Annotated in this window: 12 protein-coding genes, 1 tRNA gene and 1 rRNA gene; 3 read left to right on the top strand and 11 right to left on the bottom strand. The window is 72.4% G+C overall.

Annotation, left to right across the window (positions count from 1 at the left end):
* Positions 1 to 113: 113 nt before the first annotated feature.
* A complete protein-coding gene (locus tag QNO07_RS23940; protein ID WP_283994413.1) occupies positions 114 to 4,739 on the top strand; it encodes an Lhr family ATP-dependent helicase in 4,626 nt (1,541 codons plus the stop codon).
* A gap of 4 nt (positions 4,740 to 4,743) precedes the next feature.
* Positions 4,744 to 5,553, top strand: a complete 810-nt coding sequence (locus QNO07_RS23935) for a DNA-formamidopyrimidine glycosylase family protein (RefSeq protein WP_283994411.1) — start codon at positions 4,744 to 4,746, stop codon at positions 5,551 to 5,553.
* Positions 5,554 to 5,702: 149 nt separating this feature from the next.
* On the opposite strand, the gene QNO07_RS23930 is transcribed toward QNO07_RS23935, so the two are convergent.
* The 8 genes from QNO07_RS23930 to QNO07_RS23895 all read right to left on the bottom strand — a co-directional run bounded on the left by QNO07_RS23930 (position 5,703) and on the right by QNO07_RS23895 (position 19,362).
* Positions 5,703 to 6,083 carry a helix-turn-helix domain-containing protein gene (locus QNO07_RS23930; protein ID WP_283994409.1) on the bottom strand — a complete coding sequence of 127 codons (381 nt, stop codon included), beginning with the start codon at positions 6,081 to 6,083 and terminating at the stop codon, positions 5,703 to 5,705.
* A gap of 142 nt (positions 6,084 to 6,225) precedes the next feature.
* Positions 6,226 to 6,705, bottom strand: coding sequence for a CinA family protein (locus tag QNO07_RS23925; protein WP_283994408.1), 480 nt, complete (start codon positions 6,703 to 6,705; stop codon positions 6,226 to 6,228).
* 88 nt (positions 6,706 to 6,793) lie between these two features.
* Complete coding sequence (pgsA, locus tag QNO07_RS23920; protein ID WP_283994407.1) at positions 6,794 to 7,441, bottom strand: CDP-diacylglycerol--glycerol-3-phosphate 3-phosphatidyltransferase; 648 nt, start codon at positions 7,439 to 7,441, stop codon at positions 6,794 to 6,796.
* On the bottom strand, positions 7,438 to 8,916 hold the full coding sequence (gene rimO, locus QNO07_RS23915) for a 30S ribosomal protein S12 methylthiotransferase RimO (protein ID WP_283994406.1): 1,479 nt from the start codon (positions 8,914 to 8,916) through the stop codon (positions 7,438 to 7,440). Before rimO ends, pgsA begins: the two co-directional genes overlap by 4 nt.
* A gap of 91 nt (positions 8,917 to 9,007) precedes the next feature.
* A complete protein-coding gene (locus QNO07_RS23910; RefSeq protein WP_283994405.1) occupies positions 9,008 to 9,802 on the bottom strand; it encodes a helix-turn-helix domain-containing protein in 795 nt (264 codons plus the stop codon).
* A gap of 231 nt (positions 9,803 to 10,033) precedes the next feature.
* Entirely contained in the window at positions 10,034 to 12,796 is a 2,763-nt protein-coding gene (locus tag QNO07_RS23905) for a DNA translocase FtsK (RefSeq protein ID WP_283994404.1), read from the bottom strand.
* Between the two features lie 91 nt (positions 12,797 to 12,887).
* On the bottom strand, positions 12,888 to 13,565 hold the full coding sequence (locus QNO07_RS23900; protein ID WP_283994403.1) for a response regulator: 678 nt from the start codon (positions 13,563 to 13,565) through the stop codon (positions 12,888 to 12,890).
* A gap of 307 nt (positions 13,566 to 13,872) precedes the next feature.
* Positions 13,873 to 19,362 (bottom strand): HAMP domain-containing protein, encoded by a 5,490-nt coding sequence (locus QNO07_RS23895; RefSeq protein ID WP_283994401.1) that lies wholly within the window; start codon positions 19,360 to 19,362, stop codon positions 13,873 to 13,875.
* A gap of 399 nt (positions 19,363 to 19,761) precedes the next feature.
* Here QNO07_RS23895 and QNO07_RS23890 point away from each other — a divergent pair, with 399 nt between their 5' ends.
* The gene (locus QNO07_RS23890; RefSeq protein ID WP_283994400.1) at positions 19,762 to 22,386 is read left to right on the top strand and encodes a SpoIIE family protein phosphatase; all 2,625 of its coding nucleotides are present in this window, start codon (positions 19,762 to 19,764) and stop codon (positions 22,384 to 22,386) included.
* Between the two features lie 76 nt (positions 22,387 to 22,462).
* On the opposite strand, the gene QNO07_RS23885 is transcribed toward QNO07_RS23890, so the two are convergent.
* The 3 genes from QNO07_RS23885 to rrf all read right to left on the bottom strand — a co-directional run.
* A tRNA-Thr gene (locus tag QNO07_RS23885) sits at positions 22,463 to 22,535 on the bottom strand.
* Positions 22,536 to 22,629: 94 nt separating this feature from the next.
* The gene (locus QNO07_RS23880; protein WP_283994398.1) at positions 22,630 to 23,316 is read right to left on the bottom strand and encodes a DegT/DnrJ/EryC1/StrS family aminotransferase; all 687 of its coding nucleotides are present in this window, start codon (positions 23,314 to 23,316) and stop codon (positions 22,630 to 22,632) included.
* A gap of 97 nt (positions 23,317 to 23,413) precedes the next feature.
* Positions 23,414 to 23,488: ribosomal RNA gene (gene rrf, locus QNO07_RS23875) — 5S ribosomal RNA — on the bottom strand; the annotation flags it as partial.

Here is a 23,488-nt window from a genome sequence, read left to right as displayed (position 1 = left end):
AAGGCCCTTCCCTGTAGCGACCTGTAGCGACCTGCCCTGCCCTGCCCCGGTCGGCTGCCCCGGCCGGTCGCGTCCCGGCCGCCGCTGTCGGTGCCGGGGTGCACGATGGGGTCATGGGTCAGTCCTCGGCTCTCGCCGCCTTCTCACCAGCCACCCGCGCCTGGTTCACCGGTGCGTTCCGGGCGCCCACCGCCGCCCAGGAGGGCGCCTGGCAGGCGCTGGCCGAAGGTTCCGACGCACTGGTCGTCGCACCGACCGGCTCGGGGAAGACCCTCGCGGCGTTCCTGGCCGCCCTGGACGGGCTGGCGTCCCAGCCACCGCCGGCCGACCCCGCGCGGCGGTGCCGGGTGCTGTACGTGTCACCGTTGAAGGCCCTGGCGGTGGACGTGGAACGCAACCTGCGCAGCCCGCTGACCGGCATCCGGCAGGAGTGCGTGCGCCGCGGCCTGCCCGAGCCGGGCATCTCGGTGGCGATCCGCTCCGGCGACACCCCCGCCGCCGAGCGCCGCTCCATGGCGCGCCGACCGCCGGACATCCTCATCACCACCCCCGAGTCGCTGTTCCTGATGCTGACGTCGGCCGCCCGGGACGCGCTGCGCGGGGTGCACACGGTGATCCTCGACGAGGTGCACGCCGTCGCCGGCACCAAGCGCGGCGCGCACCTGGCGCTGTCCCTGGAGCGGCTCGACGAGCTGCTGGACCGCCCGGCGCGGCGCATCGGCCTGTCCGCGACGGTCCGGCCCGTGGACGAGGTCGCGCGCTACCTGTCGCCGCAGCGGTCGGCGAAGATCGTACAGCCGCCGTCGACGAAGCGGTTCGACCTCAGCGTGGTCGTGCCCGTGGAGGACATGGGCGAGCTGGGGTCCTCCCCCGTGCAGGATGCGGGGGGCGAGGCCGCCGCGTCCTCCCCGTCGATCTGGCCGTCGGTAGAGGAGCGCATCACCGACCTGGTGCAGGCCCACCGCTCGACGATCGTGTTCGTCAACTCGCGGCGTCTCGCCGAGCGGCTGTGCAACCGGCTCAACGAGATCGCCCACGAACGGGCCACCGGCGAACCGATGCCCGAGGCGCACACCCCCGCGCAGCTGATGGGCGGTTCCGGCGCCGCACAGGGCGCGCCGCCGGTGCTCGCCCGGGCCCACCACGGTTCGGTGTCGAAGGAGCAGCGGGCGCAGGTCGAGGAGGACCTCAAGGCGGGCCGGCTGCCCGCCGTGGTGGCCACGTCCAGTCTGGAGCTGGGCATCGACATGGGCGCCGTGGACCTGGTGGTGCAGGTCGAGTCGCCGCCGTCGGTGGCGTCGGGCCTGCAGCGCGTCGGCCGGGCCGGGCACCAGGTGGGCGCGGTGTCGGCGGGAGTGTGCTTCCCCAAGTACCGCGGGGACCTGGTGCAGTCCGCGGTGGTGACCGAGCGCATGCGGGAGGGCGCCATCGAGGCGCTGCGCGTTCCGACGAACCCGCTGGACGTGCTGGCGCAGCAGGTGGTCGCGATGACGGCCATGGACACCTGGGACGTGGACGAGCTGCTCGCCGTGGTGCGGCGGGCGGCGCCCTTCGCGTCGCTGCCGCAGTCCGCGTGGACGGCGGTGCTGGACATGCTGGCCGGCCGGTACCCGTCGGACGCCTTCGCCGAGCTGCGTCCGCGCCTGGTGTGGGACCGGGTCGCGCACACCGTGACGGGCCGCCCGGGGGCGCAGCGACTGGCGGTGACGTCGGGCGGGACGATCCCCGACCGCGGCCTGTTCGGCGTGTTCCTGGCGGGCGCCGACCCGCGGCGCGGCGGCGGCCGGGTGGGCGAGCTGGACGAGGAGATGGTGTACGAGTCCCGGGTGGGCGACGTCTTCACCCTGGGCACGACGACATGGCGCATCGAGGACATCACCCGGGACCGGGTGCTGGTCTCGCCCGCGCCGGGGGTGCCCGGCAGGCTGCCGTTCTGGAAGGGCGACCAGCTGGGCCGGCCGCTGGAGCTGGGCCGGGCGCTGGGCGCGTTCCTGCGGGAGCTGGGCGGCCTGGACCGGCCCGCGGCCGAGCAGCGGCTGGCCGCGGCGGGGCTCGACGCGTGGGCGTCGGCGAACCTGCTCGCCTACCTGCGGGAGCAACGCGAGGCGTGCGGCCACGTCCCGGACGACCGCACGATCGTGGTGGAGCGGTTCCGGGACGAGCTGGGCGACTGGCGGGTCGTCGTCCACTCCCCCTTCGGCGCGCAGGTGCACGCCCCGTGGGCGCTGGCGCTGGGCGCGCGGCTGACCGAGCGGTACGGGCTCGACGCCCAGGTGATGCACGCCGACGACGGCATCGTGCTGCGGCTGCCGGACGCCGACCTGCTCAGCCTTGGCCCGGACGACGGCTCCGGAGCCACGGATGCCGGGGGCCTGCCGGGCGGCTCCGCGCACGGCGCGGACGAGGCCCCGGTGGGAGCGGCGGACGTGCTGCTGGACCGGGACGAGGTCGAGCGGACGGTCACCGACGAGGTCGGCGGCTCCGCGCTGTTCGCCGCCCGGTTCCGGGAGTGCGCGGCGCGCGCCCTGCTGCTCCCCCGGCGCAGCCCGGGCCGGCGCACTCCGTTGTGGCAGCAGCGCCAGCGGGCGTCCCAGCTGCTGCAGGTCGCCAGTGACTTCGGGTCGTTCCCGATCGTGCTGGAGGCGGTCCGCGAGTGCCTCCAGGACGTCTTCGACGTACCGGGCCTGACGGAGCTGATGGGCGACGTGGAAGCGCGCCGGGTCCGCCTGGTGGAGGTCTCCACGCCGGAGCCGTCACCGTTCGCCAGGTCGCTGCTGTTCGGCTACGTCGCGCAGTACCTGTACGAGGGCGACTCGCCCCTCGCGGAGCGGCGGGCGGCTGCCCTGTCGCTGGACTCGCGACTGCTGGCGGAGCTGCTGGGCCGGGCGGAGCTGCGGGAACTGCTGGACGCCGAGGTGGTGGCCGCGCTGGAGCGGGAGCTGCAGTGGAGCACCGAGGACCGCCGCCTCAAGGACGTCGAGGCGGTGGCCGACGTGCTGCGGCTGCTCGGCCCGCTGACCGGCGAGGAGCTGGCGTCCCGGGGCGCCGAGCCGGGCTGGGCCGGGGAGCTGGCCGAGGCCCGCCGGGCCATCGGGGTGCGGATCGCCGGGCGGGACCACTGGGCGGCCATCGAGGACGCCGGGCGGCTGCGGGACGCGCTGGGTGCGGCGCTGCCGGTGGGCGTGCCGGAGGCCTTCACCGAGCCGGTGCCCGACCCGCTGGGGGACCTGCTGGCACGCTTCGCCCGGACCCACGGCCCGTTCACCACACAGCAGGTCGCGGCCCGCTTCGGGCTGGGGTCCTCGGTCGCCGACGGCGCCCTGCACCGCTTGGCGGCAGAGGGGCGGCTGGTGCAGGGCGAGTTCCATCCGGCGGGCAGCGGCCAGGAGTGGTGCGATCCGGCGGTGCTGCGGCGGCTGCGGCGCCGGTCACTCGCGGCGCTGCGGGAGGAGCTGGAGCCGGTTCCCGCCCCGGCCCTGGCGGCGTTCCTGCCGCAGTGGCAGCACGTGGAGTCCGGCGGGCTGCGCGGCGTGGACGGCCTGCTGCGGGCGGTCGAGCAGTTGCAGGGGGTGGCGGTCCCCGCGTCGGCACTGGAGCGGCTGGTGCTGCCCGGCCGGGTCACCGGCTACAGCCCGGTGATGCTGGACGAGCTGACCGCGGCGGGTGAGGTGGTCTGGGCGGGCGCGGGCGCGCTGCCCGGCAAGGACGGCTGGGTGGCGCTGTATCCGGCGGACAGTGCGCCGCTGCTGCTGCCACCGGAGCATCCGCTGGAGCTGAGCGAGCACCACCGCGCGGTGCTGGACGCGCTGGCGGGCGGCTACGGGCTCTTCTTCCGGCAGATCGCCGAGCAGGCCAGGGCGGTCGACGGGCAGGTCACCGACCTGCGGCTGGCGGAGGTGGTGTGGGAGCTGGCGTGGTCGGGACGGCTGACGAACGACACGCTGGGTCCGCTGCGCAGCCTGCTCGGGTCGGGGCGTACCGCGGGCGCCACCGCGCACCGGGCGCGCCGCACGGTCCTGCGGGGGCGGTACGGCGGCCCGGGTGCCCGCCCGGCGGGCCGGGGCGGACCGCCGACGGTCGCCGGCCGCTGGTCGCTGCTGCCGGAACGCGCATCGGACCCGACGCTGCGGGCGCACGCGCTGGCCCGCACTCTGCTGGACCGGCACGGCGTGGTGACGCGCGGCGCGGTGGCCGCCGAGGGTGTGCAGGGCGGGTTCGGCGCCGCGTACCGGGTGCTGGCGGCCTTCGAGGACACCGGCCGGGCCAGGCGCGGGTACGTGGTGGAGGGTCTGGGCGCGGCGCAGTTCGCCGTGGACGGCGCGGTGGACCGGCTGCGGGCGGTGCACACCGCACGGGAGCGGCAGCGGGAGCCGTCCGCGGTGGTGCTGGCTGCGGCGGACCCGGCCAACGCGTACGGGGCGGCGCTGCCCTGGCCGGACCCGCCGGACAGCGCCGGCCACCGGCCCGGCCGGAAGGCGGGCTCGGTGGTGGTGCTCGTCGACGGCGAGCTGGTGCTGTACCTGGAGCGCGGCGGTAGGAGCCTGCTGGTGTGGGAGGAGGACGGGCCGCGCCGGGCCGCGGCGGTGGCGGCGCTCGCCCGGGCGGCGAAGGCGGGCACGCTGGGCCCGCTGACGGTGGAACGCGCGAACGGGGTGGCGGCGCTGGGCTCCGCGCTGGGCTCCGCACTGGAGGCGGCGGGGTTTCACGCCACGCCGCGCGGCCTGCGGCTGAGACCCTGAAGCCATGCCTGAGGGAGACACGGTATGGCGTACCGCGCGGCGGCTGCACGAGGCCCTGTCCGGTTCCCGGCTGACCGGTTGCGACCTGCGGGTTCCGAAGCTTGCCACGGTCGACCTGAGCGGCCGGGAGGTGCTGGAGACGGTGCCGCGCGGCAAGCACCTGCTGACGCGGTTCGAGGGCGGCCTGACGCTGCACTCGCATCTGCGGATGGACGGCGCCTGGCGGGTGCAGGCCGCCGGTGAGCGCCCCAGGGGCGGGCCCGCGCACCAGATCCGGGCCCTGCTGGAGACCGCGGACCGGTTCGCGGTCGGTTTCCGGCTGCCGGTGCTGGAACTGCTGCGGACAGCGGAGGAGGCCTCTGCGGTCGGGCATCTGGGCCCTGACCTGCTGGGCTCCGACTGGGACGCCGCCGAGGCGCTGCGGCGGCTGCTGGCGGCGCCCGCGCGGCCGGTGGGTGAGGCGCTGCTCGACCAGCGCAACCTGGCCGGTGTGGGCAACGTCTACCGCTCGGAGCTGTGCTTCCTGACCCGCATGGTGCCGTGGCTGCCGATGGGCGAGGTTCCGGAGCCGGAGCGGCTGCTTGCGCTGGCGCACCGGCTGCTGCTGGTCAACCGAGACCGCGCGGAGCGTTGCACCACCGGGGAGCTGCGACGCGATCGCCGGCTGTGGGTGTACGGGCGGGGGCGGCGTCCGTGCCTGCGGTGCGGCACCCCGGTGCGTGCCGCGGAGCTGGGACCGGCGGACGCACGGCGTCCGGTGTACTGGTGCCCGAGCTGCCAGCCCGACCCGGAAGGCCTCATCCCCACGAGCTGATCCCCGTGTACTGAGCCCTCACACTGGTCCTGCACCCTGAGCCCCCGCGGGGCCTGCTCCGGCCGGCGCTACGGGCAGCAGGGGCAGGGCACACGTGTGCGCCGCACCGGGCCGGTGTGCGGTCGGTGCGGCGCTGTGTCGGGTGTGCGTCAGGCTGCGACGACGTCCACGGCCTCGGAGGGCCGCTTGATCGTCACACGCTCCTCCGGACGCCCCGTGACGGACGTCACGGAGACCGGATTGAGCATCGACCGCATCGGCGCGGGTACCGCGTCGCTTGCGGCGGACTGCGCCAGTTCGGCCAGGGCCAGCTCATCGCTGACCTCGCGCATCAGCTCGGACATACGAACGTCCAGCGCGTCACAGATCGAGGACAGGAGCTCGGAGGAAGCCTCCTTCTGTCCTCGCTCGACCTCGGACAGGTAGCCGAGTGAGACGCGCGCGGATGCGGAGACTTCGCGCAGGGTGCGGCCCTGACGCTGGCGCTGCCGACGCAGCACGTCACCAAGCAGGCGACGGAGCAGAATCATCGGTGGCTCCCTCCTCGGACCGCGGACCTGGATCCTTCATGCCCCACCGTACCGTCTACAACCCCGGCCGTGCGGGGAGCAATGTCGTGTTCACTCAGGGCTGCAAACATGCGTCCTCCCCACGGTGTTCCGTGTATGGTCCCTACCCATTCTCGACCAGTTCCCTGTACAGCAACCGGAGAACGGCTCGGACGCTTTCGTTCCGGATCTCCGCGCGCCCGCCGCGCAGGGTCAGCCGACGGCCGATCACCAGGCCGCCCGGGCCCGCCACCGCGACGTGCACCGTCCCCACCGGCTGCCCGTCCTGGGGTTCCGGACCGGCCACACCCGTGGTGGCGGCACCCCAGTCGGCGCCCAGTCGGGAGCGCACTCCGGCCGCCATCTGCCGGGCCACCTCGGCGTCGACCGCGCCCCGCTCGGCGAGCAGTGCGGCGTCCACGTCCAGCAGGGTGTGCTTGAGCGCCGTGGCGTACACGGTGACCGAGCCGCGGAAGCACCGCGAGGCGCCGGGCACCGAGGTCAGCGCCGCCGCCACCAGACCGCCGGTCAGCGACTCGGCGACTGCGAGCGTGCCGTTCCGCCCGGCGAGCAGGTCGAGTACCCGCTTCGCCTCCGTCCCCACGCTCCCGGTCGGTTCCGTAGCCTCAACGCTCCCGGCCAGTTCCGTCTTCCCCGGCCCAGCACCCGTGCCGCCGGCCGCCGGCAGGCGCTCAGTCGGCACAGGACCGTTCCGCCGCCAGGCCGGCCCGCCGCAGCAGCACCGCCTGCCGCACGTAGTCGGCGGCGGTGCCGACCGTCAGGACGACGGCGGCGCCCATCACCCACCAGCGCAGTGACGCCAGCCCGCCGGTCATCACCAGGATGTACATGCCGACCGCGACGCCCTGGGCGAGCGTCTTCATCTTGCCGCCGCGGCTCGCCGGGATGACGCCGTGGCGAATGACCCAGAACCGCATCAGGGTGATGCCCAGCTCGCGGGCGAGGATGATGCCCGTGACCCACCAGGAGAGGTCGCCGAGCGCGGACAGGCAGATCAGCGCCGCCCCCATGATCGCCTTGTCCGCGATGGGGTCGGCGATCTTCCCGAAGTCGGTGACCAGGTTGTACCGCCGCGCCAGCTCGCCGTCGAAGAGGTCGGTGATCATGGCGACGGTGAACGCCGCCCAGGCGAAGGCGCGCCAGACGGGGTCGTGGCCGCCCTCGACGAGCATGAGGGCCACGAAGCCCGGCACCAGCGCCAGCCTGAGCATGGTGAGGATGTTGGCGATGTTCCACAGGCCCGCCTGCTGACGTGCGGCGGGCGCCTTGCGCTGGGCCATGGAACCGCCGCCGGCCGCGGGGGCCGGGATGCCGGTCATCTGGGCGCCTCCTCACAGTCCAGCGGTTCGGCGACCAGGTCCACTCCCTCGCTGGCCACCGCCTTGGCCTCGACCATGCGGCCGGGCGTCAGCGTCCGGGCGCCGGGCCCGGTCAGGCGGACCTGGCCGTCCGTCTCCGGTGCCTGGTGCTCGGCCCGGCCCAGCACGCCGTCCTCCTCGTCCACGGTCTCCACCAGCACGGAGAGCGTCTCACCGAGGCGCTCCTCGGCGCGCTGCGTGGTCAGTTCCTCGGCGAGCCGGCTGAGGTGCGCCAGTCGCTCCGCGACCGTCTCCGGCTCGTTCTTGTCCTCGTAGCCGGCGGCCTCGGTGCCGTCCTCGTCGGAGTAGCCGAACACGCCGATGGCGTCCAGCCGGGCGCCGGTGAGGAAGCGCTCCAGCTCGGCGAGGTCCTGCTCGCTCTCACCGGGGAAGCCGACGATGAAGTTGGACCGCACACCGGCCTGCGGCGCCTTGGCCCGGATCGTCGCCAGCAGGTCCAGGAAGCGGTCGGTGTCGCCGAAGCGGCGCATCGCGCGCAGCACCTTCGGCGCGGAGTGCTGGAACGACAGGTCGAAGTACGGCGCGACCTTCTCGGTGCCGGTCAGCACGTCGATCAGGCCGGGGCGCATCTCGGCGGGCTGGAGGTAGCTCACCCGGATCCGCTCGATGCCGTCGACGGCCGCCAGCTCGGGCAGCAGGGTCTCCAGCAGGCGGATGTCCCCGAGGTCCTTGCCGTAGGAGGTGTTGTTCTCGGAGACGAGCATGACCTCCTTGACGCCCTGCTCGGCCAGCCAGCGGGTCTCGCCCAGCACGTCGGAGGGGCGGCGGGAGATGAACGAGCCGCGGAAGGAGGGGATGGCGCAGAACGAGCAGCGCCGGTCGCAGCCGGAGGCCAGCTTCACCGAGGCGACGGGCGTGTTCCCCAGCCGGCGCCGCAACGGGGCCCGGGGGCCGGAGGCGGGGGCGACCCCCGCGGGCAGGTCACCGGGCGGGGACGCCGGCTGGTCGCCGTGCCCCGGCAGGGCGACGGTGGTGGTCTGCCGCTCGGCCGGGCTGATGGGCAGCAGCTTGCGGCGGTCGCGGGGGGTGTGGGAGGCGTGCACCCCACCGGCGAGAATGGTCTGCAGCCGGTCGGAGATGTCGCTGTAGTCGTCGAAGCCGAGCACACCGTCGGCTTCGGGCAGCGCCTCGGCCAGTTCCTTGCCGTAGCGCTCGGCCATGCAGCCGACGGCCACGACGGCCTGGGTTCTGCTGCCGCCGCCCTTGAGGTCGCCCGCTTCGAGCAGGGCGTCCACGGAGTCCTTCTTTGCGGCTTCGACGAAGCCGCAGGTGTTGACGACGGCGACGTCCGCGTCGGCGGCTTCCTCGACAAGGTCCCAGCCGTCCGCCGCCAGGCGGCCCGCCAGCTCCTCCGAGTCCACCTCGTTACGGGCGCAGCCAAGAGTGACAAGGGCGACAGTACGGCGTTCGGGCATGGGCTCAGCCTACTTTGTCCCGGCCGGGCAGTCGGCCGGTGCCTGCCGGCGACCGGCCGTCCGCCCTCGTCAGGGCCCCTCGTGCGGCCCGTCAGCCCTGCTCGGGGTCGCCCTTGGTGTAGCTGACCCGCTGGACCTGGCCGACGTCACCGATGCGCTGCACCTTCTTGCCGTTGACGAACAGCTCCACCGCACCGGCGTTGCCGAGCACCAGGTCGATCTGCTGCTTGTCGGTGAAGGTGCGGGAGTCGCCCTGTTTGAGCACGCCCTCGTGCATCAGCCGCCCGGTGTGGTCCTCGGCCGAGATCCAGCTGTTGCCGCCGTCCGCGACGAGCCGCACCGTCACCTTGTCGGCGGGGGCAGCCGCGATGGCGCTCTTGGACGGCTTGGGCTTGGTCTCGGTGGACTTGCCGGGGCTGGGGGTGGCCGGCGGACCGCTGCTGGGCGCGGTCTCGGCGACGTTGCCGGAGGTGTCGCCGCCGCCGCTGAACAGCGTGAAGCCGACGAAGCCGATCACCGCGACGATGGCGGCGACCATGGCCGCCGTCCAGTTGGGCCGCCGGGGCTCGGGGCGGATGCGCTCCGCCTCGAACAGCGGTGCGGCCGGGGTCGCCGTGGGGCGTCCGCCGTGCTCGTCGTCGTACCTGGCGACCAGCTCGGCCGAGTCCAGGCCGACGGCTCTGGCCAGGGTGCGGATGTGGCCGCGCGCGTAGACGTCGCCGCCGCACCGGGAGAAGTCGTCCTGCTCGATCGCGTGGACGATCGGGATGCGCACACGCGTGGCGGAACTGACCTCGTCCACGGTCAGTCCCGCGTCGATACGGGCCTGCTGGAGGGCTCGACCGACCGAAGGCCGGTCCTCTTCGGGTGTGTTGCCGAGGGACACGAGAGAGCCTTTCGAGCGTGCAGCCACCTGCTGGAGGTTCAGTCTAGGGGGGTGAGGAAAGAGTCGGGCAAGCGGGCGGGCGGACTTTGTCCGCCATCGGGATTGCCGTACGTCCTGTCGGCGGAACGCGCCGCCGCTCCCCGGAGCGTGCGCCGGGACGCAGGGCGTGTGTACACCGCTTACCCAACTAACGGGACGCGGCACACACGGAAACGGTTGCCCGGCTGCTCCTTACGAGTGACCGCCACCGCGGATCACCTCCAGCACGCCGTCCAGCTCGTCCGGTTTGACGAGCACGTCGCGCGCCTTGGACCCCTCGGTGGGCCCGACCACCCCGCGGGACTCCATCAGGTCCATCAGCCGGCCGGCCTTGGCGAACCCGACCCGCAGCTTGCGCTGGAGCATCGACGTCGAACCGAACTGCGTGGACACCACCAGCTCCGCCGCCTGGCAGAGCAGGTCCAGGTCGTCGCCGATCTCCTCGTCGATCTCCTTCTTCTTCGTCTGCCCGACGGTGACGTCCTCCCGGAAGACCGGGTTCATCTGTTCCTTGCAGTGCGCCACCACGGCCTGGATCTCGGTCTCGGCGACGAAGGAACCCTGCATGCGGACGGGTTTGTTGGCACCCATCGGCAGGAACAGTCCGTCACCCTTTCCGATGAGCTTCTCGGCCCCGGGCTGGTCGAGGATGACCCGGCTGTCCGCGAGCGAGGAGGTGGCGAACGCCAGCCGCGACGGCACGTTCGCCTTGATGAGGCCGGTCACCACGTCCACCGACGGCCGCTGCGTGGCCAGCACCAGGTGGATGCCGGCGGCCCGGGCGAGCTGGGTGATGCGCACGATGGCGTCCTCGACGTCACGCGGGGCGACCATCATCAGGTCGGCCAGCTCGTCCACGATCACCAGCAGGTACGGGTAGGGGGCGAGCTCCCGCTCGCTGCCCTCCGGCGCGCTGACCTTGCCGCTGCGCACCGCCGCGTTGAAGTCGTCGATGTGCCGGAAGCCGTAGGCGGCCAGGTCGTCGTAGCGCAGGTCCATCTCGCGCACGACCCACTGCAGGGCCTCGGCGGCCTTCTTGGGGTTGGTGATGATCGGCGTGATGAGGTGCGGGATGCCCTCGTAGGCCGTCAGCTCGACCCGCTTGGGGTCCACCAGCACCATCCGGACGTCCTCCGGCGTTGCCCGGACCATCACCGACGTGATGAGGCAGTTGATGCAGGACGACTTGCCGGAGCCGGTGGCTCCGGCCACCAGCAGGTGCGGCATCGACGTCAGGTTCACCTTGACGTAGCCGCCCTCGACGTCCTTGCCCAGCGCCACCAGCATCGGGTGCGTGTCCCCCACCGCGTGCGCCGACCGCAGCACGTCACCGACGTTGACCATCTCACGGTCGCTGTTGGGGATCTCGATGCCGACGGCGGACTTGCCCGGGATGGGCGAGATGATCCGCACGTCGGGGCTCGCCACGGCGTAGGCGATGTTCTTGGCCAGCGCGGTGATCTTCTCGACCTTGACCGCGGGGCCGAGCTCCACCTCGTAGCGGGTGACCGTCGGACCGCGGGTGAACCCGGTGACGGCCGCGTCCACCTTGAACTCGGAGAAGACGGTCGACAGCGAGGCGACCACCGCGTCGTTGGCGGCGCTGCGGGTGCGGCCGGGGCCGCCGCGCTCCAGCAGGTCAAGTGACGGCAGCGCGTAGGTGACGTCGCCGGCGAGTTGCAGCTGCTCGGCTCGCGGCGGCAGCGGCCCCTCCGCGACGGCGCTGGGTTTCGTCAGGTCCGGAACCGCGCTGCGTCCGGAGTCCGCGTACGCTCCCGGCTCCGCACCGGCGTCCGGCGGCGGCGCTGCGAGCGCCTCGGCGCGCTGGCGGGCGATGCCCGCGGTGAGGTCGGCGACCAGCGGTGAGGGCTGCACACCGTGCAGCACCGCGCCGTCCAGGTCCGCGGCGGCCGCGGCGGCGACGTCCACCGCGTGCAGTCCGCTGTCCGGCCCCGCGTCGTTGACCGACGGCGTGTGGGCGGCTCCGCGCCGGGAGCGGCGCCCGCCGCGCCTGCGGTCGAGCGCCTCCTTCTCGGCGTGGATCGCGTCGACGTCCTTGCGGAAGTCGGGTCCGCGCGGGCGGCGGTACTCCCCCGCGGCGGGCACCTCGCCGTAGCCGTCGTCCTCCTCGCCGTAGCCGTCGTCGAGGTCGTCCTCGGCGTGCGCGCCCCGGGCGCCCCGGCGCCGGCGCGGGGACTCCTCGGACGGCGGCGCCGCCACGACGCCCAGCCGCACACCCAGTTGCCGCAGCCGCTGCGGGATGGCGTTGACCGGGGTCGCGGTCACGACCAGCAGACCGAACACCGTGACCAGGACCAGCAGCGGCACCGCGAGCACGTCGCCGACGGTGAAGATGAGCGGCTTGCTCGCCGCCCAGCCGATCAGGCCGCCCGCGTCCTGCAGCGCGGCCGTGCCCTCTCCGCGGCCGGGCGACCCGCAGGCCATGTGCACGAGCCCGAGCACCCCGACCACCAGCGCGGACAGCCCGATGACGATGCGTCCGTTGGCGTCCTGCTTCTCCGGATGCCGTATGAACCGGACGGCCATCGCGCCGAGCAGTATCGGCACCACCAGGTCCAGCCGCCCGAACGCCCCGGTGACCAGCATGGTGATGAGGTCGCCGACCGGGCCCCGCAGGTCCGACCAGGTGCCCGCCGCGACGATCAGGGCGAGGCCGAGCAGGAGCAGCGCCACCCCGTCCTTGCGGTGCGCAGGGTCGAGGCCGCGTGCGCCGCGCCCGATGCCGCGGAACATCGCCCCCACGGTGTGCGCGAGGCCGAGCCACACCGCCCGCACCAGGCGGTAGACGCCGTTGGTGGGCGACGGAGCTGGTTTGGCGGGCGCGCGCTTCGCGGGCGCCTTGCGCGGAGTGGCCTTCTTCGCCGGAGCTCTCTTGGCGGCTGCCTTCTTCGCGGGCGCCTGCTTGGCGGCCTTGCCGGACGTACGTGAGGCCATGGTGGTGAGGTTACCGCCGTCCGGGGCGCAAGGCACGGATGAATGCGCCTGTATGCCTGTGTGACGTGGCGTCAGCCGCGGGGCGAACCGTTCACTGCTGCGAGCGCGCCGGGGCGGCGGAACCCTCCGTGCCGGGTTCCAGGGCGTCAAGCGCCCTGCGCAGCCCGGTCAGTTTGCGTTCCAGGTGTGCGGCGGTGGACACCGCCGCGGCGTCCGCGCTGTCGTCGAGCTGCTTGGAGAGCGCCTCCGCCTGCTCCTCGACGGCAGCGAGACGGGCCGAGAGCTCGGCGAGCAGCCCGGCCGACTCCCGGGCGTCGCCGCCGCTCTGGTGGCCGTTCTCCAACTGGAGCCGCAGCAGGGAGGCCTGCTCGCGCAGCTGCACGTTCTTCATGTACAGCTCGACGAACACCGAGACCTTCGCCCGGAGCACCCACGGGTCGAACGGCTTGGAGATGTAGTCCACCGCGCCGGCCGCGTAGCCGCGGAACGTGTGGTGCGGGCCGTGGTTGATGGCGGTGAGGAAGATGATCGGGATGTCCCGGGTCCGCTCGCGCCGCTTGATGTGGGCGGCGGTCTCGAAGCCGTCCATGCCCGGCATCTGGACATCCAGCAGGATCACCGCGAAATCGTCGGTGAGCAGTGCCTTGAGTGCTTCCTCCCCTGACGATGCCCGCACCAGCGTCTGATCGAGCGCGGAGAGGATCGCCTCCAGCGCCAGCAGATTCTCCGGCCGGTCATCGACCAGGAGGATCTTGGCCTTCTGCACCATGGCCCGTCCTCCTCGCCCCGGCGACGTCGAGGACGCCACCCCTGGGGACGACTTCTTTGCGCCGCCCGTCCTTGTGCCGGTCATGGTAGCCGCACCCTGCCGCCCACCACACCCTGTCACCGTGATGTCACTGTGCACGTAGCCAGAACGCGCCGGGGCACGGGGAGGTTCCCCGTGTTCCGTCACTTCCGCGTGTCACCTGACACCAGCGGACCGGGCGGTACCAGCGGTCCCACCCGTCCCGACAGCCAACGTACCCTGCCGGGCGGGCGTCCCTCATGTCACCCCGTCATGTCACGCAGACATGTCACCCCGTCCTCATCCACTGGCGCATGACTCCCAGCAGGTGGTCGGTGTCCACCGGCTTCGTCACGTAGTCCGACGCCCCCGAGTCGATGCTCTTCTCCCGGTCGCCCTTCATCGCCTTCGCGGTGAGCGCGATGATCGGCAGGCCGGCGAACTGCGGCATCTTGCGGATCGCCACCGTCGTGGCGTAGCCGTCCATCTCCGGCATCATGATGTCCATCAGCACCAGGGCGACGTCGTCGTGCTGCTCCAGCACCTCGATGCCCTCCCGGCCGTTCTCCGCGTACAGCACCTGCAGCCCGTTCTGCTCCAGGACGCTGGTCAGGGCGAAGACGTTGCGGATGTCGTCGTCGACGATGAGCACCTTCTCCGAGTGGAACCGCCCGCCGGCCGAGGGCCGTGCCGGTTCCTGCTCGCCGTCCGACGGCCAGGACCCGTTGCGCCGCGACCGTCCGGTCACCTGCGGCGCCGACTCCGGCGCGGTGCCGGAGGATTGCGCTCCCGGTGCCCGCCGCGCGACGGATCCGCCCGAGGAGGGCGGCGGGAGGAGCTGCGCCGGCTGCGGGCCCGCCTCGATCGCCGCGGCCGTCTCGTGCCCGACCGTGTTCTCGTGCCCCTCTCCGTCGCCCCCGTCGTCGTCACCGGCCGGGCCGAACCCGTGGCTGAGCAGGCCGGCAGGGTGGAGCGGCAGGTACAGGGTGAACGTCGACCCGCGCCCGGGCTCGCTGACGGCGTGGATCTCCCCGCCCAGCAGCCGGGCGATCTCCCGGCTGATGGACAGCCCCAGGCCCGTGCCGCCGTACTTGCGGCTGGTCGTACCGTCGGCCTGCTTGAACGCCTCGAAGATGACCCGCATCTTGCTCTGCGCGATACCGATACCGGTGTCCGTCACCGAGAACGCGATCATCTCCGCGTCGGCGTCGCGCAGCGAACCGGCCTCCAGCATCTGCTCGCGGATCGACACCGGCACGTCGGCCGCGGCCGAGCGGATCACCAGCTCCACCGCGCCGCTGTCGGTGAACTTGACCGCGTTGGACAGCAGGTTGCGCAGCACCTGCAGCAGCCGCTGCTCGTCGGTGTGCAGCGTCGCCGACAGCTCGGGCGAGACCCGTACGGAGAAGTCCAGGCTCTTCTCCGCGGTGAGCGGCCGGAAGGTGGCTTCCACGTAGTCGACCAGCTGGACCAGCGCGATCCGGGTCGGGCTCACGTCCATCTTGCCCGCCTCGACCTTCGACAGGTCCAGGATGTCGTTGATCAGCTGGAGCAGGTCGGAGCCGGCGCCGTGGATGGTCTCCGCGAACTCGACCTGCTTCGCCGACAGGTTCTCCTCCGCGTTGTCGGCGAGCAGCTTGGCGAGGATGAGCAGCGAGTTCAGCGGGGTGCGCAGCTCGTGCGACATGTTCGCCAGGAACTCCGACTTGTAGCGCATGGACACCGCGAGCTGCTCGGCCCGCTCCTCCAGCACCTGCCGGGCCTCCTCGATCTCGGAGTTCTTGATCTCGATGTCGCGGTTGGTCTGCGCGAGCTGCTTGGCCTTCTCCTCCAGCTGGGCGTTGGAGTCCTCCAGCGCCTTCTGCCGGCTCTCCAGCTCGATCGAGCGTTCCTGAAGCTGCTCGGTCAGCTCCTGCGACTGCTCCAGCAGCACCTCGGTCTTGGTGTTGACGCTGATGGTGTTGACGCTGGTGGCGATCATCTCCGCGATCTGGCTCAGGAAGTCCTTCTGGATCTGGGTGAACGGCTGGAACGCGGCGAGTTCCACGACGCCCAGCACCACCGACTCGAAGACCACCGGCAGCACGATGACGTGAGCGGGCGGCGCCTCGCCCAGGCCCGAGGCGATCTTCAGGTAGCCGGGCGGGGTGTTCTCCATCAGGATCGTGCGCTGCTCCTTCGCGGCGGTGCCGATCAGGCCCTCCCCCGGCGCGAACGAGGTGGGCATGAGGCCCTGCGTGTAGCCGTAGGCGCCGAGCAGCCGCAGGTCGTAGGAGCCGTCCGCGCCCTGGCCGACGCCGACGTCCTCCGGCCGCCCGCCGTCCGGCACCGCGAGGAAGAACGCGCCGTGCTGGGCGGACACCGCGGGGGTCAGCTCGCTCATGATCAGCTGGGCTACGTCCTTGAGGTCGCGGCGGCCCTGCATCAGGCCGGAGATGCGGGCCAGGTTGCCCTTCAGCCAGTCCTGCTCCTGGTTGGCGAGCGTGGTCTCGCGCAGGTTGCTGATCATCTCGTTGATGTAGCCCTGGAGCTTGAGGATCTCCCCGGCCGCGTCCACGTCGATCTTCACGCCGTGGTCGCCGCGGGTCACCGCGGTGGCGACCTCGGCGATGGCCCGCACCTGACGCGTCAGGTTGCCGGCCATCTCGTTCACCGACTCGGTGAGGTCCTTCCAGGTACCGGCCACGTCCCGCACCCGCGCCTGGCCTCCGAGCTGGCCCTCGGTGCCCACCTCGCGGGCGACCCGGGTGACCTGCTCCGCGAACGAGGAGAGCTGGTCGACCATCGTGTTGATCGTGGTCTTGAGCTCCAGGATCTCGCCGCGCGCCTCGATGTCGATCTTCTTGGTGAGGTCGCCCTTGGCGATGGCCGTGGTGACCTGGGCGATGTTGCGGACCTGCCCGGTCAGGTTGTTGGCCATGCCGTTCACCGACTCGGTGAGGTCCTTCCACGTGCCCGAGACACCCGGCACCCGTGCCTGGCCGCCGAGAATGCCCTCGGTACCCACCTCACGCGCGACCCGGGTGACCTCCGCTGCGAACGAGGACAGCGTCGTCACCATCGTGTTGACGGTGTCGGCGAGCTGCGCGACCTCGCCGCGGGCCTCGACGGTGACCTTCTTCGTCAGGTCGCCGCTGGCGACCGCCCCGGCCACCTGGGAGATGTTGCGCACCTGCGACGTCAGGTTGTTCGCCATCAGGTTGACGTTCTCGCTGAGGTCCTTCCAGATGCCGGTGACACCCGGTACCTGCGCCTGGCCGCCCAGCCGGCCCTCGGTGCCCACCTCGCGCGCCACCCGCGTCACCTGCTCCGCGAACGAGGAGAGCTGGTCGACCATCGTGTTGACCGTGGTGACCAGCGCCAGGATCTCACCCTTGGCGTCAACGGTGATCTTCTTGGAGAGGTCGCCGTCGGCGACCGCCGTGGTCACCTCGGCGATGTTGCGCACCTGCGAGGTCAGGTTGTTCGCCATGCCGTTGACGGACTGGGTGAGGTCCTTCCAGGTGCCGGAGACGCCCTTCACCTCGGCCTGGCCGCCGAGGATGCCCTCGGTGCCGACCTCGCGGGCGACCCGGGTGACCTGCTCCGCGAACGAGGAGAGCTGGTCGACCATCGTGTTGATCGTGGTCTTGAGCTCAAGGATCTCGCCGCGCGCGTCCACGTCGATCTTCTGCGACAGGTCACCGCGCGCCACCGCGGTGGCGACCTGCGAGATGTTGCGCACCTGGGCGGTGAGGTTTCCCGCCATGCCGTTCACGGAGTCGGTGAGGTCGCGCCACACCCCGGCCACACCGGGCACCTGCGCCTGGCCGCCCAGCCGCCCCTCGGTGCCCACCTCGCGGGCGACCCGCGTCACCTGGTCGGCGAAGGAGGAGAGCTGGTCGACCATCGTGTTGATGGTGCTCTTGAGCTCAAGGATCTCGCCGCGCGCGTCGACCTCGATCTTCTGCGACAGGTCACCGCGCGCCACCGCCGTCGTCACCTGCGCGATGTTGCGCACCTGCGAGGTGAGGTTGCCCGCCATGAAGTTGACGGAGTCGGTGAGGTCCTTCCAGGTACCGGAGACACCGTCCACGTGGGCCTGGCCGCCCAGCCGGCCCTCGGTGCCCACGTCGCGGGCCATCCGGGTCACCTGCTCGGCGAACGACGACAGCTGGTCCACCATCGTGTTCACGGTGTTCTTCAGCTGCAGCATCTCGCCGGAGACGTCGACCGTCACCTTCTGCGACAGGTCCCCGTTCGCCACCGCCGTCGTCACCTGCGCGATGTTGCGCACCTGGCCGGTGAGGTTGCGGAACGCGGTGTTGACCGAGTCGGTCAGGTCCTTCCACGTGCCGGCGGCGCCCGGGACCTGCGCCTGGCCGCCCAGCTCGCCCTCCACGCCGACCTCGCGGGCCACCCTGGTGACCTCCGCGCCGAACGCGGACAGCTGGTCGACCATGGTGTTGACGGTGTTCTTGAGCTCCAGCATCTCGCCGGAGACGTCGACCGTCACCTTCTGCGACAGGTCCCCGTTCGCCACCGCCGTCGTCACCTGCGCGATGTCCCGTACCTGCGCCGTGAGGTTGCGGAACGCGGTGTTGACCGAGTCGGTCAGGTCCTTCCAGATGCCGCCCGCCCCGGGCACCTGCGCCTGGCCGCCGAGCACGCCTTCCGTGCCGACCTCGCTGGCGGCCCGCGTCACCTCGTCGGCGAAGGTGCGCAGGGTCTCCGTCATCGTGTTGATGGTCTCGGCGAGCTGCGCGACCTCGCCGCGCGCGTTGACCGTCACCTTCTGCGACAGGTCCCCGTTCGCCACCGCCGTCGTCACCCGGGCGATCTCCCGCACCTGCGAGGTGAGGTTGCCCGCCATGAGGTTCACCGAGTCGGTGAGGTCCTGCCAGACGCCTGCGACGCCCTCCACCCGGGCCTGGCCGCCCAGCTCGCCCTCGGTGCCCACCTCGCGGGCGACCCGGGTGACCTCCGACTGGAACGACGACAGCTGGTCCACCATCGTGTTGACGGTGTTCTTCAGCTCCAGCATCTCGCCGGCCACGCGCACGGTGACCTTGCGGGACAGGTCGCCCTTGGCCACCGCCGTCGTCACCAGCGCGATGTCGCGCACCTGCGCGGTGAGGCGGGACGCCATGGTGTTGACGGAGTCGGTGAGGTCCTTCCACGACCCCGACATGCCGCGCACCTTCGCCTGGCCGCCGAGTTTGCCCTCGGTGCCGACCTCGCTCGCCACCCGCGTCACCTCGTCGGTGAACACCGACAGCTGGTCGACGAGCCCGTTGACGGTCCGGCCCACCTTCAGGAACTCGCCGCGCAGCGGCTGCCCCGACCCCTCCGCGGTGTGCACCCGCAGGTCCATGCGCTGTTCCAGGTCACCCTCGGCGACCGCGGCCAGCACCCGGCCGACCTCGGACACCGGGCGCACCAAGTCGTCCACGAGGGCGTTGGAGGCGTCCACGGACGCCGCCCAGGCCCCCTCGAAGGCCCCTGGCTCCAGCCGCTCGGTGAGCTTGCCCTCCCGCCCGACGACCCGGCGGACCCGTGTCAGTTCGTTGGCCAGGTGCAGGTTGCGGTCGGCGACCTCGTTGAAGACCGCCGCGACCTCCGCCAGCGGCCCGTTGCCGGCGACGGTCAGGCGGCGCCGGAAGTTGCCGTCCCGCATCGCGACCAAGGCGGAACGCAACCGGTCGACGGCCGCGGCGTCCACTTCGATCGTCCCGCTCTTCCGGGGCCGTCCGCCCTTCGCGCGCGTGCTTGTGCCCCGCGCTGCTCCGCCAGACTCCACCGTGTCCCTCCCGCAGGGGTCGACCATTTGCGCCCGGGTACCTCTTCGAGCCTGTCCCAGTGTTTCACCCCGCGAGAACCAGGCGATAACAGTTCGGCAGCATCGCATACCGGCGGCCCGGCAGGGCGGGAAGAGGAAACACCCGCATCCGGCGCCCACGCACCCCGGCAACGTAAGTAACCTGGCCTCCGGCTGTCCATCCCGTCCCGGTTCCCGGGCTCGGGCCGATTGTCCCCACCGGCGGCGGGATGCGGGCGGTGGAGCGAGCACGACGGGTTACGGAGGGGCGCCGCGATGGAGAAGCAGAGCGCCGAACAGCGAGGGCGTATCGCCCGTGTGGGGGCACAGCGAACCCCCCTCGCTCAGGAGCGGACGGACAACGGCGACATCAGTGAAGCCATGGGGAGACACGTGATCACCGCGCGGGCAGCGGCAACCTTCGAGCCGGTCGGGCGATCCGTCGCGACCGCCCGCGGATTCGTGCGCGACACCCTCCAGGGCTGGGGGCTCTCCGACATCGTCGACGACGCCGTCGTACTCACCAGCGAACTCGTCACCAACGCGGTGGTGCACGCCGGCACGTCCGCCGAGGTGCTGTGCCTGCGGGACGCGGCGGGTGCCCGGATCGAGGTCGCCGACCGGTACCCGGACCGGGAGGTGCCGATCCACGACGCGTCCAGGGCGCACCCCGGTCCCGACCGCGAGGGCGGGCGGGGCCTGCTGCTCTGCTCGGCCCTCGCCACCCGCTGGGGCGTCGACTACGCGTCCGCGGAGAAGCGCGTCTGGTTCCGCCTCGACCTGCCGCAGCGCTCGGTGGGCATGCGCAGCTCCGGCCCCGAGGTGCCGGACGCGGCCCTGCCGGTCACCGACTCACACGTCCGGGTGGCCGTCGTCCAGGTCGACCGCGGCGGCGCCATCGCCGCGTGGAACGACGACGCCCGCGACCTCTTCGGCTACCGGCCGGAGCAGGTCGTCGGCAAGCCGCTCAACGACTTCGCCGCCTGGCCGCACACACCGGGCACGGGCACCGGCATCGCCGAGGCGCTGGTCTTCTCCCGCTGGGAGGGCACCTACGGCTTCCGCGACGCCCAGGGCCGCACCGTGCCCGTCTACGCCTCCCATCTGCGGGTCCGCGACCCGCAGGGCGAGCCCTCCACGGTCTGCCTGCTGGTTCCCGAGGACGAGCGCGCCGTGCTGGCCTCCCCGCAGCGGGCGCCGGCCACCGAACCCGTCGGCGGCCACGACGGCCGGGAGCGCCCGGGGGTGGACCCGTTCGAGATGTTCATCGGTTCGCCCCCGCCGGAGGATCTCGACGGCCTGCTGCAGCGCACCGTGGAGCGCGCCCGGGACATGCTCGACGGCGACGCGGCCTTCCTGCTGCTGGCCACCGACGACGAGACCGAACTGGAGGTGCGGGCCTCGACCGGGCTGCCCTCCGCCCGGCAGCGCTTCGCCCGGGTCCCCGTCGAGGCGGGCAGCGGACGCTACGGCAGCGCCCGCATGCCGTCGGTGCACGAGGACCTGACCGCGGTCCCCGGCGCGGTCCCGCTGCTCACCGGCACGGGCATGCGCTCGGTGGTGACGGTGCCGCTCAAGGTCGAGGGGCGCCTCACCGGTTCGATGGGGGTGGCTGCCGAGACGTCCGGCCGCTACACCAACGAGGAGGCGCTGCGCCTGCAGTTCGCCGCCGACCGCATCGCCCTGGCCGTGGAGTCGGCGCGCCTCACCGAACTGGAACGGCTGCGACGCGGCTCGCTGTCCTTCCTGGTGGAGGCCTCTGACCTGCTGGCGGGGACTCTGGACCGTGACCAGACCCTCGCACTGATGGCTCAGATGACGGTCCCCACCCTCGCCACCTGGTGCGCCGTCTACACCATCGCGGACCCGGCATCGGAGCCGGAACTCTCCTACGTGCTGCACGAGGACGAGGACCGCATCGACGGCCTCAAGGCCCTGCTGGCGAAGGTCGACGCACCCGACCCGGTGCCCACTCCCGGCGCACGCGGCTGGAGCGCCCCCGGCGACGCTGCGCACTCCAGCGCACTGCGCAACTCGCTCCGCAGCCTGCAACTGGACGAGCCGACGCTGCCCGCCCCCGGCACCACGCTGGCCACCGCCTCGGCGGTCGGCGGCGAGACGGTGGTACTGCCTCTGGTGGCGCGCAACCGCGTCATCGGCATGATCGTGCTGGGCAAGCCGACCGACGAGCGGTTCCGCCAGGAGATCCTGGAGCTGGCCGAGGACCTGTCCCGCAGGGCGGCACTGGCCCTGGACAACGCCCGTCTGTACTCGGAGCGGACGGCGATCAGCCAGTCGCTGCAGCGCAGTCTGCTGCCGCCGGAGCTGCCCGACGTGCCGGGCGTCGAGGTCGAGGTGATCTACCGGGCCGCGGGTGAGGGCAACGAGGTGGGCGGCGACTTCTACGACCTGTTCCCGATCCGCGACGGCGCCTACGGCTTCGCCATCGGCGACGTCTGCGGCACCGGCCCGGAGGCCGCCGCCGTCACCGGCCTGGCCCGGCACGCGCTGCGTCTGCTCGCCCGGGAGGGCTTCAGCGGCCCGGCGGTGCTGGAGCGGCTCAACGCCGCGATCCTGGACGAGGGTGCCCGCAGCCGCTTCCTGACCCTGCTGTACGGCGAACTGTGGCCGCAGGAGGACGGCAGTGCGCTGCTGAAGGTGGTGTGCGCCGGCCACCCGCTGCCGCTGCGGCTGCGCCCGGACGGCACCGTGGAGCCGGCCGCCGAACCTCAGCCGCTGCTGGGGGTGATGGACGACCTGGAGCTCTACGAGGAGACGCTGACCCTGGAGCCCGGCGACGTCCTGCTGTGTGTCACGGACGGCGTCACGGAGCGGCGCGAGGGCACCCGCATGCTGGGCGACGACGGACTCGCCGAATGCCTCACGACGTGCACGGGCCTGACCGCCGGGGCGGTGGCGGCCCGCATCATGCGGGCCGTGGAACGCTTCGCCGCAGACGCCCCGTCGGACGACATGGCCATTCTCGCGATGCGCGTGCCGAAGTAGTTTCCGCAGGGGCCGGGAAAACAGTGCGGAAAAGCGAAACGGCCCCCGCCGTGAGGCGGGGGCCGTTCGCTTGCGGAGCCCCAAAACGGAATCGAACCGTTGACCTTCTCCTTACCATGGAGACGCTCTGCCGACTGAGCTATTGGGGCGCGTCGACGGGGAAAAGCATACCCGACGCGGGACGTCGTCCCGCACGCCCCCGCCCGTTCCGGACAGGGTCCAGCGCGGCGGTGCGCCCTCCCGTCAGGCCGCTTCGAGCAGCAGGCCTCCCAGGGCCCTGCAGGCGGAGACGATGCGCTGGAGTTCGCGCCGGGTGATGTCCTCGTGCACGGGCAGGGCGAGCGTCTCGGCTGCGGCACGTTCGGTCTCGGGCAGCCACAGCTCGCTGCGGAAGTCGTGGGTGCGGTGCGCGGGTGTGGGTATCGGGATGCGGCTCACCACACCCCGTGCAAGCAGTGCGTACCGGAAGGCGTCCCGGTCGGGCCGCCCGTTGCCGGGGACCCGCACCACGTACTGCTCGTAGGTGTGCTCCACGCCCTGGGCGACGGTCGGCGTGAGGACCCCGCGGAGACGCACGTCGAGGTAGGCCGCGGCGTGCTGCCGGCGCCTGGCCGCGGCGTCGCTGACCCGCCCGAGCGGTTCGCCGGTCTCCACCAGTCGCAGGCCGTGCCGCTCGGCGAGAGCGTGCAGGCACACCATGTCGGCGGGGTGCCCGAAGAGGTGGACGGGCACCACGGCTGTGGTGCGTTCGGTGACGGCGGCCTCAACCGCGTGCGGGGCGAGGCAGTAGCTCGCCCGGTCGATGTCCACGAACACCGGGGTCGCCCCGACGTCCCGTACGGCCTGGGCCGCGTGCTCGCCTCCGAAGGACGGGACGATCACCTCGTCCCCGGACTTCACTCCGGCTGCGGTCAGCTCTGTCGTCCCCATGCGCCCGATGCTCGCGGCCCCACATGAACAGCCGGTGACGGAACACAAAAAGACTCGGGCCCCTGGAATGAATTCCAGGGGCCCGAGCCCAATATTTGTTCGGCGGCGTCCTACTCTCCCACACGCTCCCGCATGCAGTACCATCGGCGCTGAAAGGCTTAGCTTCCGGGTT

Source organism: Streptomyces sp. 549 (genome assembly GCF_030124175.1).
GTDB lineage: Bacteria > Actinomycetota > Actinomycetes > Streptomycetales > Streptomycetaceae > Streptomyces.
Note: the sequence above shows the minus strand (reverse complement) of the source record. Positions and strands in the feature narration are given on the sequence as shown.

Coding starts and splice junctions, on each gene's coding strand:
- QNO07_RS23940 (WP_283994413.1), top strand. CDS start 114: ATGGGTCAGTCCTCGGCTCTCGCCGCCTTCTCACCAGCCACCCGCGCC.
- QNO07_RS23935 (WP_283994411.1), top strand. CDS start 4,744: ATGCCTGAGGGAGACACGGTATGGCGTACCGCGCGGCGGCTGCACGAG.
- QNO07_RS23930 (WP_283994409.1), bottom strand. CDS start 6,083: ATGATTCTGCTCCGTCGCCTGCTTGGTGACGTGCTGCGTCGGCAGCGC.
- pgsA (WP_283994407.1), bottom strand. CDS start 7,441: ATGACCGGCATCCCGGCCCCCGCGGCCGGCGGCGGTTCCATGGCCCAG.
- rimO (WP_283994406.1), bottom strand. CDS start 8,916: ATGCCCGAACGCCGTACTGTCGCCCTTGTCACTCTTGGCTGCGCCCGT.
- QNO07_RS23905 (WP_283994404.1), bottom strand. CDS start 12,796: ATGGCCTCACGTACGTCCGGCAAGGCCGCCAAGCAGGCGCCCGCGAAG.
- QNO07_RS23900 (WP_283994403.1), bottom strand. CDS start 13,565: ATGGTGCAGAAGGCCAAGATCCTCCTGGTCGATGACCGGCCGGAGAAT.
- QNO07_RS23890 (WP_283994400.1), top strand. CDS start 19,762: ATGGGGAGACACGTGATCACCGCGCGGGCAGCGGCAACCTTCGAGCCG.
- QNO07_RS23880 (WP_283994398.1), bottom strand. CDS start 23,316: ATGGGGACGACAGAGCTGACCGCAGCCGGAGTGAAGTCCGGGGACGAG.